11 protein-coding genes and 2 tRNA genes are annotated in these 12,375 nt (G+C 70.8%); 1 reads left to right on the top strand and 12 read right to left on the bottom strand.

Features of this window, described 5'->3' with window-relative positions:
- Positions 1-519: 519 nt before the first annotated feature.
- From V9U70_RS10515 to V9U70_RS10460, 12 genes are all read right to left on the bottom strand, one after another.
- Positions 520-1,365, bottom strand: coding sequence for a DegV family protein (locus V9U70_RS10515; protein WP_336674239.1), 846 nt, complete (start codon positions 1,363-1,365; stop codon positions 520-522).
- Between the two features lie 194 nt (positions 1,366-1,559).
- Positions 1,560-2,348, bottom strand: coding sequence for a hypothetical protein (locus tag V9U70_RS10510; protein WP_336674238.1), 789 nt, complete (start codon positions 2,346-2,348; stop codon positions 1,560-1,562).
- Positions 2,349-2,501: 153 nt separating this feature from the next.
- The gene (leuS, locus tag V9U70_RS10505) at positions 2,502-5,375 is read right to left on the bottom strand and encodes a leucine--tRNA ligase (protein WP_336674237.1); all 2,874 of its coding nucleotides are present in this window, start codon (positions 5,373-5,375) and stop codon (positions 2,502-2,504) included.
- 476 nt (positions 5,376-5,851) lie between these two features.
- A tRNA-Ala gene (locus tag V9U70_RS10500) sits at positions 5,852-5,924 on the bottom strand.
- 158 nt (positions 5,925-6,082) lie between these two features.
- Positions 6,083-6,316 (bottom strand): hypothetical protein, encoded by a 234-nt coding sequence (locus V9U70_RS10495; RefSeq protein WP_003969224.1) that lies wholly within the window; start codon positions 6,314-6,316, stop codon positions 6,083-6,085.
- A 370-nt stretch (positions 6,317-6,686) separates the two neighbouring features.
- Positions 6,687-6,759: transfer RNA gene (locus tag V9U70_RS10490), tRNA-Ala, on the bottom strand.
- Positions 6,760-6,875: 116 nt separating this feature from the next.
- Entirely contained in the window at positions 6,876-7,529 is a 654-nt protein-coding gene (locus tag V9U70_RS10485) for a histidine phosphatase family protein (RefSeq protein ID WP_336674312.1), read from the bottom strand.
- Positions 7,526-7,957, bottom strand: a complete 432-nt coding sequence (gene rsfS, locus V9U70_RS10480) for a ribosome silencing factor (protein ID WP_336674236.1) — start codon at positions 7,955-7,957, stop codon at positions 7,526-7,528. The genes V9U70_RS10485 and rsfS overlap by 4 nt, the downstream gene beginning before the upstream one ends.
- 116 nt (positions 7,958-8,073) lie before the next feature.
- Positions 8,074-9,975, bottom strand: coding sequence for an LCP family protein (locus V9U70_RS10475; protein ID WP_336674235.1), 1,902 nt, complete (start codon positions 9,973-9,975; stop codon positions 8,074-8,076).
- Between the two features lie 19 nt (positions 9,976-9,994).
- Complete coding sequence (nadD, locus tag V9U70_RS10470; RefSeq protein WP_336674234.1) at positions 9,995-10,612, bottom strand: nicotinate-nucleotide adenylyltransferase; 618 nt, start codon at positions 10,610-10,612, stop codon at positions 9,995-9,997.
- A 38-nt stretch (positions 10,613-10,650) separates the two neighbouring features.
- On the bottom strand, positions 10,651-10,812 hold the full coding sequence (locus tag V9U70_RS10465) for a hypothetical protein (protein WP_336674233.1): 162 nt from the start codon (positions 10,810-10,812) through the stop codon (positions 10,651-10,653).
- 84 nt (positions 10,813-10,896) lie between these two features.
- Positions 10,897-11,049 (bottom strand): hypothetical protein, encoded by a 153-nt coding sequence (locus tag V9U70_RS10460; protein WP_336674232.1) that lies wholly within the window; start codon positions 11,047-11,049, stop codon positions 10,897-10,899.
- A 111-nt stretch (positions 11,050-11,160) separates the two neighbouring features.
- On the opposite strand from V9U70_RS10460, the gene V9U70_RS10455 reads away from it, so the two are divergent.
- Positions 11,161-12,297, top strand: a complete 1,137-nt coding sequence (locus tag V9U70_RS10455; protein WP_336674231.1) for a M48 family metallopeptidase — start codon at positions 11,161-11,163, stop codon at positions 12,295-12,297.
- Positions 12,298-12,375: the final 78 nt, after the last annotated feature.

Below are 12,375 nucleotides of genomic sequence, written 5' to 3'. Positions count from 1 at the left end.
GCCGAAGGGCGGTCGAGGTGCGGCGAACGCGCAGGCGCCTCACCGGGGCCTGCCCCCGCGGCAGGCACGAACCGCGAAGGGGTCGGCGGAGCTCCCGGTTCGGCGTGCTGCTCGTCCCCGGGCAGCGTGGAAGAAGGCACCAGCGAAGAAGGCGAAGGTGTGGGAGACGAGAGAGGGGCGGGGGCGGAGGACGAGTGGGGGAGCCGGGCGGGCGACGGGGCCGAGAGGGCATCGGGAGCAGAGGCCCGAAGGGATCGGAGAGCCATGCCTCATGACGTTAGGCACATCGGCACGGACCCGCTGAGCAGCCACGATTCCTGTGGAGAGCGGGCCAGTTGTGGATAACTCGGCCACTCGTCGGAGTGAAGAGCGCCTCGTTGGACGCTTTGCTCGTGCGGCTCTCCCGGCAGCTCCGTCCACGCGGAGCCGGCCCGTGGGCTCATGGCCGACCGCGGCGTTCACCGTGGCCGCGCCACCGCGGGCCCGCCGGAGCGGCCTCGCCAGCGGCCCGGCCCGGCGTCACCGCAGCGAGATCACCGCGCCGAGCAGACCCGGCCCCGTATGCGCGCCGATCACCGCGCCGACCTCGCTGACGTGGAGGTCGACGAGGCCGCGGACGCGTTGGCTCAGCCGCTCGGCCAGACGCTCGGCCCGCTCCGGGGCGGCGAGATGGTGCACGGCGATGTCCACCGCCGCGTTCCCCGCCCGTTCGGCGACGATCTCCTCCAGCCGGGCGATGGCCTTGGACGCCGTGCGCACCTTCTCCAACAGCTCGATCCGGCCCCCGTCGAGCTCCAGGATCGGCTTCACCGCCAGGGCTGACCCCAGCAGGGCCTGCGCCGTGCCGATACGGCCGCCACGACGCAGATAGTCCAAAGTGTCGACATAGAAATAGGCGGAGGTCCCGGCGGCCCTCTTCTCCGCGGCCGTCACCGCCGCGTCCGGATCGCCGCCCGCCTCCGCGGCTTCCGCCGCCGCGAGCGCGCAGAACCCCAGGGCCATGGCGACCATCCCGGTGTCCACCACGCGTACCGGCACGGGGGCCTCCGCCGCCGCGATCAGCGCGGCGTCGTAGGTGCCGGAGAACTCCGCCGACAGGTGCAGTGACACCACGGCGTCCGCCCCGCCGACGGCCGCCGCCCGGTAGGCCGAGGCGAAGACCTCGGGGCTGGGGCGGGACGTGGTCACGGAGTGGCGTTTCTGCAGCGCCAGGGCGAGCGAGCGGGCCGAGATCTCCGTGCCCTCCTCCAACGCCTGATCGCCCAGGACGACGGTCAGCGGCACCGCGGTGATGCCGTGCCGTTCCATCGTCGAGGGCGGCAGATAGGCCGTGGAATCGGTGACGATAGCGACATGGCGGGACATGAGCCGGAGGTTACCTGGCGCGGCGGGAGTGCGGCGGCCCGGCCCCGGACCGCTGATCACGCGTGGCCGCTGCTGGGCGCCTCCTGTCGGGCGGGGGCGACGCGCTCAGCGCCCCGGTGCGACGGGAACGCGGCAAGGAGGCAGGGCTCCGGGACAGGAGCGAGGACTGAGCGGGGCGGGCCGGTGGGCAGGCGTCAGTTCGTCGTTTCCGGCCGGGTGGACTTCTGCCATGGGTAGCTCGTCCGCTGCCGCGGGTCCGCCGCGGTGATCGCCTGCGGGGACTCTTGGGCGGGCGGCCCCGTCCGGCCCTCCTCAACGGCGGTGTCGCCTTCCGTCGCGGCGGAGGCGGGCGGGGACCAGTCCGTCCCGGGGTCGCGGCCCGACGACGGCCCAGCGGCAGAACCCGGAAAGGCGGTCGCACCCGGTGTCTGCGACTCCTCCACGGTCCAGTGCCGCAGGGCGCCGGCCTCGATGTCGATCTGCGCGTTCAGGGCGTCCAGGTCGTCGTCGGCGAACTGCCGCGCCCGGTCCCGCGCCGCCCAGCGCAGTGACTCCGCCGAGTGGGTGATCCGCTGCGTGCGCTCACGCAGGCCGGGCAGCAGCGCGGAGACCGTCGCCCGGTCGGGCTCGCGCTCCAGCCGCTTCAGCTCGTCGTCCAGCTCCAGGCCGTGGGCGCTCAGCCGTCGGAAGAGCTCCACCGACTCGGCGAGCGAGGCGTCCTCTGCGACGCCCGCGTGCAGGGCGTCCTGCGTGGCGCGCATCGACGTCCGCAGGGCCAGCCTGAGCTGGGCGAGCTCACCGGCGACGCCCGGCTGGCCGAAGCTCTTGGCCCGCAGCGTGGTGTCCTCCACGGAGCGGCGGGCCTGCGTGATCGTGCGGTCCACTCCTCGCTTGGCCGCGCCGACGGCCTTCACGGTCGCGTAGACACCCAACGCGACGAACGCGACGAAGAGCAACGCCAGGATCGTGATCGCGGCTTCCATGAACGCCCCTCGGTGTCTTGATGCGGCAGCCGGTACCGGCCTCCCCCTCCACCGTAAACGCAACGGGCAGGCCGAGGGTTCCTTCCAAACCCCCAACCTGCCCGTAGGGGAAGGCCCTGAACATCTGCGGCGGCCGTCGGACGGCCGCCGGCGTCACGCGGGGACGATGTTGACCAGTTTCGGCGCGCGCACGATCACCTTGCGGATCTCGGCGCCCCCCAGGGCCGCCACGACCGCCTCGTCGGCCAGGGCCAGCGCCTCCAGCTCCTCGTCCGTGACGGCCGGGGAGGTCTCCAGGCGGGCCCGGACCTTGCCCTTGATCTGGACGACGCAGGTAACGGTCTCGTCCACGACGTAGGCGGGGTCCGCCACCGGGAAGTCCTGGTGGACGACCGACTCCGTGTGGCCCAGCCGCCGCCACAGCTCCTCGGCCACGTGCGGGGCGAGCGGCGCGATCAGCAGGACCAGCCGCTCGGCCACCGAACGGGACAGCGGGCCACCTGACTTCGTCAGGTGGTTGTTCAGCTCGGTGATCTTGGCGATGGCGGTGTTGAACCGCATCCCCGCCAGGTCCTGACCGACCCCGTCGACGGCCTTGTGCAGGGCACGCAGGGTGTCCTCGCCGGGCTCCGTGTCGACGACGGTGACCTCGCCGGTCTCCTCGTCCACCACGTTGCGCCACAGCCGCTGGAGCAGGCGGTACTGGCCGACCACTGCCCGGGTGTCCCAGGGGCGCGACACGTCCAGGGGGCCCATCGCCATCTCGTACAGGCGCAGCGTGTCCGCACCGTACTCCGCACAGATCTCGTCCGGCGTGACCGCGTTCTTCAGGGACTTGCCCATCTTTCCGAGGACGCGGCTGACTTTTTCGCCCTGGTAGAAGAAGGCGCCGTCGCGCTCCTCCACCTCCGCGGCCGGGACGGCGATGCCCCGGCTGTCGCGGTAGACGAAGGCCTGGATCATGCCCTGGTTGTACAGCTTGTGGAACGGCTCGGCCGACGAGATGTGGCCCAGGTCGTGCAGCACCTTGGTCCAGAAGCGGGCGTACAGCAGGTGCAGCACGGCATGCTCCGCGCCGCCGACGTACAGGTCGACCCCGCCGGTGGGCTGCCCCTCGCGCGGGCCCATCCAGTACTGCTCGATGGCGGGGTCCACCAGCTCGCGGTCGTTGCGGGGGTCCAGGTAGCGCAGCTCGTACCAGCAGGAACCGGCCCAGTTCGGCATGGTGTTGGTCTCGCGGCGGTACTTCCGCGGACCGTTGCCGTCACCCAGGTCCAGCGTGACGTCGACCCAGTCGGCGTTGCGCGACAGCGGGGTCTCCGGCTGGGCGCTCGCGTCCTCGGGGTCGAAGGTGCGCGGCGAGTAGTCCTCGACCTCCGGCAGCTCCAGCGGCAGCATCGACTCGGGCAGCGGGTGGGCGATGCCCTCCTCGTCGTACACGATCGGGAAGGGCTCGCCCCAGTAGCGCTGCCGGCTGAAGAGCCAGTCGCGCAGCCGGAAGTTGACGGTGCCCTCGCCGACGCCGCGCTCACGCAGCCAGGCGGTGACCCTCGCCTTGGCCTCGACGACGCCCAGGCCGTCCAGCGAGATCTCCTCGTTCGCGGAGTTGACCAGCTCCGCGTCGTAGGAGCTGAAGGCGTCGTCCCACGTGGAGGGGTCGGTTCCGCGGTCGTCCGACGGCTGGACGACGCAGCGCATCGGCAGCTCGAAGGCGCGCGCGAAGGCGAAGTCGCGTACGTCGTGCGCCGGCACGGCCATGATCGCGCCGGTTCCGTAGCCCATCAGGACGTAGTCGGCGATGAAGACCGGGACCTTCTCGCCGCTGACCGGGTTGGTCGCGTACGCGCCGGTGAAGACGCCGGTCTTGTCCTTCGCCTCGGCCTGCCGCTCGACGTCCGACTTGGCGGCGGCCTGCTTGCGGTAGGCGGTGACGGCCTCGGCGGGGCTCGCGTGGCCGCCGGTCCACACCGGGTGGGTGCCCTCGGGCCAGGCGGCCGGGATGATCCGCTCGACCATCTCGTGTTCGGGCGCCAGCACCATGTAGGTGGCGCCGAACAGGGTGTCCTGGCGGGTCGTGAAGACGGTGATGCCGCCCGCGCCGTCGACCGGGAAATCGACCCGGGCGCCCTCGGAGCGTCCGATCCAGTTGCGCTGCTGCAGCTTGATGGCCTCCGGCCAGTCCAGCCCGTCCAGGTCGTTCAGCAGCCGGTCGGCATAGGCGGTGATGCGCATGTTCCACTGGCGCAGCTTGGCCTTGAAGACGGGGAAGTTGCCGCGCTCGGAACGGCCGTCGGCGGTGACCTCCTCGTTGGCCAGCACGGTGCCCAGGCCCGGCGACCAGTTCACCGGGGCGTCGGAGGCGTACGCCAGGCGGTACTCGCCCAGCAGGTCGGCGCGCTCCGCCGTGCTCAGCGCGCCCCACTCACGGCCGTCGGGCGTCGCGCGCGCCCCGCTCTCGAACTGCTCGACCAGCTCGGCGATCGGGCGGGCCCGGTCGGCCTCGGTGTCGTACCAGGAGTTGAAGATCTGCAGGAAGATCCACTGGGTCCACTTGTAGTACTCGGCCTCGATCGTCGCGAACGAACGGCGGTTGTCGTGGCCCAGGCCCAACCGGCGCAGCTGGGCCTTCATGTTCTCCATGTTGGCCTCGGTGGAGGCCCGGGGGTGGGTGCCGGTCTGCACGGCGTACTGCTCTGCGGGCAGTCCGAAGGCGTCGAAGCCCAGGGTGTGCAGCACGTTGTGGCCGGTCATCCGCTGGTGGCGGGCGTAGACGTCGGTGGCGATGTAGCCCAGCGGGTGCCCGACGTGCAGCCCCGCGCCCGACGGGTACGGGAACATGTCCATGATGAACTTTTTCGGCCTGGCGGCCAGCTCGGGGTCGCCCGCCAGGTCGCCGGTGGGGTTCGGCGCCTCGTACGTCCCCTCGGCGTCCCAGAAGTCCTGCCAGCGTGCCTCGATGTCGGCGGCCATCGCCGCCGTGTAGCGGTGCGGCGCAACCGTCCCGGCTGCGGAATTCGTCTCGCTCATGATCCTCAAAGCTCCATCGATCGTCATCTGCCAGCGTCCACGTCCACGGACCCCGGTCCACGGACACCCGCCTACGAGCACATGTCTACGGACACACGTCTACGGAAACGAAAAATCCCCTCGCACAGGAGGGGACGCCGCGCTGACTCCGACCAGGCGTTGTCACCGGTCGGGACTGTTCAGCGCGGCTCGCTAAGCAGAAGGCGTACGGCACGCATGGCGTCAGGGTACCGCACGAGTCCGGAGCGGGGCGGGGAGCAGCCACAGGGCGGACAGTGTGCTCGCGAGCGGCCGGGCGGCACCCCTCGGAGGCGACGGAAACGCGTTCTCCCGCGGCGGACTCCACCCGCGGCCACCGGCTGCGGCGATCGGCCGGACGGCGAAGAGCCGACATCTCGGCCAGGCGACGAAGAGCCGGCCTCGGCCGGATGACGAAGAAGCGGGCCACCCGATCCGGGTCGCCCGCTTCCTCACTGTGGAGCTAAGGAGAATTGAACTCCTGACCTCCTGCATGCCATGCAGGCGCTCTACCAACTGAGCTATAGCCCCTTGTTGCGTGCCGCCCGGTCTCCCTTGGCGACATCGAGAACATTACACGGTCCCCCCGGTGCTTCACCAAATCGATTCCGATTCGCACCACTACGCCTGAATCGTCCCGGACGTCGATCATCCCCAGGACCGAGAACGTCCGGGCCGCCGGGCGCAGGTCAGGCGGTCGCGAAGGAGTAGAACCGCTTGAGGGTGCAGTGCTCCTCCAGCAGCCGCCCGTAGATCGGCTCCCCCTCCAGCTCCCGGTAGGTCTCGATGGGGTCGCCTTTTATGATCAGCGCCCGCGCGCATTCCTCGCACCAGTACTGGTACTCCGCGTTCACCGGGTCCATGTCCCTGACAATGGGCGTGCCGCTGCCGCACCAGTCGCATTTACGCCTGTGGGCACCCATCAGTCAGCTCCAGCTGTGGCCGCAGGCCGTGCACACGCAGGAAGCCCCTCCGTGGACACCCGGAACCCGGGCCACGCGGGAGGGGCCACAGGACGGCCGGCCGGAACGGGATCGATCTTCGGACGTGGCGGAGCCGGGGCGCGGAGCCGGGACAAGGAGCAGGTCGGGGACCCGTCCGCGACTAACAGGCATCGCGCTCCCTCCCGATCGGTCCCTCGCCCCTCCGGCGCTCCGATTCTGCCATGGCCCCGCAAGAGGGTCAGCCCGCCGGGACGCCGGGCCGCCCGCGCGCCGCCCGTGCCGGCGCCCGCCCTCCACGCGTCCACAACACAGAGAATCCCGCCCCCTGGCGGGGACGGGATCTTGATTGTGGAGCTAAGGAGAATTGAACTCCTGACCTCCTGCATGCCATGCAGGCGCTCTACCAACTGAGCTATAGCCCCGCTGTTCGCTGTGTTTCCCTGCGTTTCCGCGCTGCGAACAAGAAGAACTTTAGCCTGTGACCTGCCGGAAAGTGAAATCCGGCCGGAACGGGCCCGCAACGGCCCGCGAGCGGCGGCTAGACGTCGTCGCCGAGCACCGGCTCCGGGAGCGTGCCGGCGTTGTGCTCCAGCAGTCGCCAGCCGCGCGCGCCCTCTCCGAGGACCGACCAGCAGCAGTTGGACAGCCCGCCGAGCCCTTCCCAGTGGTGCGCCTCCAGGCCCAGCAGCCGACCGATCGTCGTCCTGATCGTGCCGCCGTGGCTCACCACGACCAGCGTGCCGGTCGGGGGAAGCTTCTCGGCGTGCTCCAGGACCACCGGGGCAGCCCGGTCGGCGACCTCGGTCTCCAGCTCGCCGCCGCCCCGGCGCACGGGCTCGCCGCGCTTCCACGCCGCGTACTGCTCGCCGTAGCGCTCGACGATCTCCTGGTGCGTCAGCCCCTGCCAGGCGCCGGCGTACGTCTCACGGAGCGCGGCGTCGTGGGCGACGGGCAGGCCGCTGACCCCGGCGAGCTCCGCGGCGGTGGCCGCCGCCCGCCGTAGGTCGGAGGCCACGATGGCGTCCGGCTTCAAGGAGGCGAGCAGCCGGGCGGCCCGGCGGGCCTGTCCGACACCGGCCTCGGTGAGCTCGATGTCCGTGGAGCCCTGGAAGCGACGCTCCAGGTTCCACGCCGTCTGGCCGTGCCTCCACAGGACGATTCGGCGGCCCCTGCCGCTGCTGCTGCCGTTCAGTTCTCGTCACCTTCCGTGCCGCCGTTGAGCTGGGCGTGCTCCTCGGCCTTGCCGCGGGTCCTGACCGCGTCCTCGGGGAGGGCGATCTCCGGGCAGTCCTTCCACAGGCGCTCCAGCGCGTAGAAGACGCGCTCCTCGCTGTGCTGGACGTGGATGACGATGTCGACGTAGTCGAGGAGAATCCAGCGGGCGTCGCGGTCGCCCTCGCGGCGCACCGGCTTGGCGCCGAGCTCCTTCTGGAGCCGCTCCTCGATCTCGTCGACGATCGACTTGACCTGGCGGTCGTTGGGTGCCGAAGCCAACAGGAAGGCGTCGGTGATCGACAGCACATCGCTGACGTCGTAGGCGATGATGTCGTGCGCGAGCCGGTCGGCGGCCGCCTGAGCGGCGGCGGTGATGAGCTCGGTGGAGCGGTCCGTGGCGGTCACATGCAGGCTTTCGTCGGCGGTCGGATGCGACCTCTAGGGTCTCACGGACCGCCGACAGCGCTTCACTGCGTTTCGCCGGCCGTCGGCGGGGCGTCGGCCGGCGGGGTGCGACCGGACTACTCGACCTCGTAGTTCTGGCCGAGAACCGCCACCACGTCGGCGTTGGCGTCCGGCTCGCCCTTCTTCACGGCCTCGCCGGGCAGCCCCAGTGTCTTGGCCACCTCGACGGCCTTCTCCTTGTCCTCCGCGGACCGGTAGAGCACGACGGACGCCGCTGCGGCGTCGGCCTTCCCACCGCTCACGAAGGCGTAGCCGCCGTTGATCAGCTGGACCCTGGCCGCGTACGAGGCCTCCTCGTTTCCGGTGGCGTTGCGGACCGCGACCCGGACGGGCGCGCCCGCTTCGGGGGCGTGCACCGCACCGCCGAGGACGTCCTTGACGACGCCGCGGGTAGCCGCCTCCGTGAGGGCGCCGTCGTCCTGGACCGGCAGCAGCGTGGTCTCGTAGTCACCGATCTTGGCCCGTGAGGCCAGCTTGGCGAGCGAGGCCCCGAGGTCCTTCTCGGGCAGTGACGGGTCGAGCACCTGGGCCAGCGTCTCCACCGTGACGGTCGCCGCCCTGGGGTCCTCCGAGATCTTGCGCAGGGTGGCCCGCATGACCTCGCCGAAGCGCATGAGCTGCTTGTCCTCGGCTTCGCCCGGCGCGCGGTAGGTGGCGTACGCGACGGCCATCGGGCCGCTGAGCGTCTGGTCCTCGCCCTCGTTCACCAGGGGCGAAGCACCCTTCGCGGCATCGGGGACGTCGGTGTCGGTGTCCATCTCGATGGAGCCGACCTGCTCGACGAGGATCTCCAGGAACGGGGTGTCCAGACGCCAGGTCCCGGAGATCCGGGTGCCCAGGAGCGTGTCGATCGCCTCTCGGGTGCCGGTTCTGCCGTCCTCCTCGACGGACTTGCCGAGCGTGGTGGTGGTTCCGTCGTCGGAGGCGACCGCCAGGGAGTTCGGCAGCAGCACGGTGGTCCCCTGCTCGGTGGTGGCGTTGTCGACCAGCAGCGCCGTCGAGGTGCCGCCCTTCTTGGTGTCGTGCAGGTGCACCACGATCATGTCGCGCTGCTGCGCCCCGGCGGCGACGGCCTTCTTCTCGTCCGTTCCGGAGAGACCGGGGAACGTGTCGGCGGCCCAGAGGTAGCCGGCCCCGCCGACCACCGCGAGAACGGCGACGACAATCAGGGCGATCATCCGGTTGCGGCCCTTGCGCCGCGCCTCCTCGCGCCGCTCGCTGCGGCTCTCGGTGAACTTCAGCCAGTCGATGACGTCTTCGGAGTCCTCGTCGGGCTCCTCGATGAACGAGAACTGCTCGGTGCGGTAGTCGGCAGCGGGCTTGCGCTGCCCCGGAACCGCGGGCTCCGCCGCCGGTTCCGCCGACTGCTGCTCCCCGGGGTCCTGCTGTTGCACCGGCCGGTGCTGGACGGTCTCGTACGAGGTGGTCCCGTAGGGAGCGCTCTCGTACGGGGTCCTGTCGTACGGGGTGCTGTCGTACGGCGCGGTCTCGTACGGGGTGGCGGCCGGCTGGTGGGCCGTCCCGGAGTGGAGGGCTTCGTGCCGGCCGGTCTGCTGCGGGGCCTGCTCCGGCACGGGGGCGGCGTCCTGACGCGGGACGCTCCACTGGTGGCCGGTGTCGACCGTGGTGGGCTGCTGCCCTGAGGCGTATCCGTAGTCGGTGTAGGCACCGTGCCCGTAGCCCTGGTCGCCGCCCTGGCCGGGCTGGGCCTGGCTGGGGTGCTGACCCGCGTACGGGTCGTACTGCTGTGCCTGGGGCTGCTGCTGGGCGTGGCCGTACGCGTCATAGCCGTAACCGGCGTCAGCGGCCTGCTGGGCGGCGTAGGGGTCGTAGTACTGACCCTGCTGCTCGTGATGCCGCCGGCCCTGCTGCTCGTACACCGGCTGCCCGTAGACGTCGTAGCCGATGATCTGCGGCTGCTGGCCATACGGGTCGTACGGGTTCTGCGGGTCGTTCACCGGTGCCCCTCTCCGAGGCTCATTCGCCGCGGTACAGCTGGCGCTTGTCGATGTAGCGGACCACACCGTCCGGCACCAGATACCAGACCGGCTCGCCCTGCGCGACCCTCTCGCGGCAGTCCGTGGAGGAGATCGCCAGCGCGGGCACCTCCACGAGGGAGACGCCGCCCTCGGGCAGCCCGTCGTCGGTGAGCACGTGGCCCGGGCGAGTCACACCGATGAAGTGGGAGAGGGAGAAGAGCTCCTCCGCGTCCCGCCAGGTGAGGATCTGGGCCAGCGCGTCCGCACCGGTGATGAAGAAGAGGTCCGCGTCGCCGTGGATCGCGCGCAGGTCCCTCAGCGTATCGATGGTGTACGTCGGTCCGCCACGGTCGATGTCGCTGCGGCTGACGGAGAACTGCGGGTTGGAGGCGGTGGCGATGACCGTCATCAGATAGCGGTCCTCGGCCGGGGAGACCCTCTTGTGGCTCTTCTGCCACGGCTGCCCGGTCGGGACGAAGACGACCTCGTCGAGATGGAACTGGGCGGCCACTTCACTGGCCGCCACCAGGTGTCCGTGGTGGATCGGGTCGAATGTCCCGCCCATGACGCCGAGTCGGCGCTTGCCGGGGCCGGTAGGCACTTCCTGCTCTCCCATGCGTGCAGAGCCTACTGGCACAGCTGTACGCCCGGGACTCAGCGGTCGCGGTTGAAGCGGGTGGTGACCCACAGCAGGAAGAGCAGCGCGAGGAGAGCGCCACCGCCGGTCAGGTAGGGGTTGAGGCTTTCGTGGTTGCCGCCCCCGCCGCCCTCGGAGGCGAGAGTGGCCAGCTGGTGGGCGGTGCTCGTGAGGCTCATCTTCGGCAGGACCTATCGATCGTGAGTCGGAAGGAAGACGTCGGGCACATCGTATGCGGCGCCCCCGGGCACGCTCACGCCGACTCAGTCGTTGTCATCGTCGTTGCCGTATCCACGCAGCAGGAACCAGGCGAGCAGCACAGCTCCGAGGATCGAGACGACCAGCCCGATCCGGAGCGTGTCCCCCGGGCCCTGCTCCTGGGACACGGCGGCGAGCGGTACGGCGGTGTGCGGCATTTCGGGCGCTCCTCGGACTTGTCCACAGCCCCCCGCACACCGTAGCGCCAGCGCATACGCTGGCTTTTGTCCGGGGGACGAGCGACGTCTCGTACGAAAAGGGGGCCATCCATGACCGACAGCAGTCACGAGAGCGTGCCGAGCAGGCAGCGCAGGCGGTTCCCCGGGATCTCCTCCCGGGCCTACGAGCACCCCGCCGACCGCTCGGCCCTGGTGGCCCTGCGCAAGCTGACCGGGTTCGACACGGTGTTCAAGGCCCTCAGCGGGCTGCTTCCGGAGCGCAGCCTGCGGCTGCTCTTCCTCTCCGACTCCGTCCGGGTGAGCGACGCCCAGTTCGCCCACCTCAACGACATGCTGCGGGACGCGTGTTACATCCTGGACCTGGAGAAGGTCCCGCCGATGTACGTGAAGCAGGACCCGCAGCCCAACGCCATGTGCATCGGGCTCGACGAGCCGATCATCGTGGTCACCACGGGCCTGGTCGAGCTCCTCGACGAGGAGGAGATGCGGGCGGTGGTGGGCCACGAGGCGGGCCACGCGCTCTCCGGTCACGCGGTGTACCGGACGATACTGCTCTTCCTGACCAACCTGGCCGTGAAGGTCGCCTGGATTCCGCTGGGCAACATGGCGATCACGGCGATAGTGACGGCGCTGCGTGAGTGGTTCCGCAAGTCGGAGCTGTCCGCGGACCGTGCCGGGCTGCTGGTGGGCCAGGACATCGAGGCCTCGATGCGCGGCCTGATGAAGATCGCCGGCGGCAACCACCTCCACGAGATGAACGTGGACGCCTTCCTCGCCCAGGCCGACGAGTACGAGAAGGGCGGCGATCTGCGCGACTCCGTCCTCAAGATCCTCAACGTGCTGCCTCGGACCCACCCGTTCACCACGGTGCGGGCCGCCGAGCTGAAGAAGTGGTCGGAGTCCCGCGACTTCCAGCGGATCATGGACGGCCACTACCCGCGGCGCGACGAGGACAAGGACACCTCGGTGACGGACTCCTTCCGGGACTCCGCCTCGCACTACGCCGACACCGTGCGCACCAGCAAGGACCCGCTGATGAAGCTGGTCGGCGACATCGCCGGAGGCGCGGGGGACCTGGGAGGGAAGCTGCGCGACAGGTTCACGGGCGCCGGGGGCGCGAGGGGCGGGGCCGCGGGGCCGGCCGACGGACCCGCTACGGGCCGGGGCGAGCGGCCCGACGAGTCCCAGGGCCCTGAGGAGGGGGGCCCGGGGACTTCGGGGGCCTGACGTCCGCCAGGGTCCCGCACACCGCCGCCACGGACCGGCCCGTGGCGTACGGGTCGGTGGCGGCGGGCCCGCGGTGTT

The organism is Streptomyces pratensis, from assembly GCF_037137275.1.
Taxonomy (GTDB): Bacteria; Actinomycetota; Actinomycetes; order Streptomycetales; family Streptomycetaceae; genus Streptomyces; species Streptomyces pratensis_B.
Note: the sequence above shows the minus strand (reverse complement) of the source record. Positions and strands in the feature narration are given on the sequence as shown.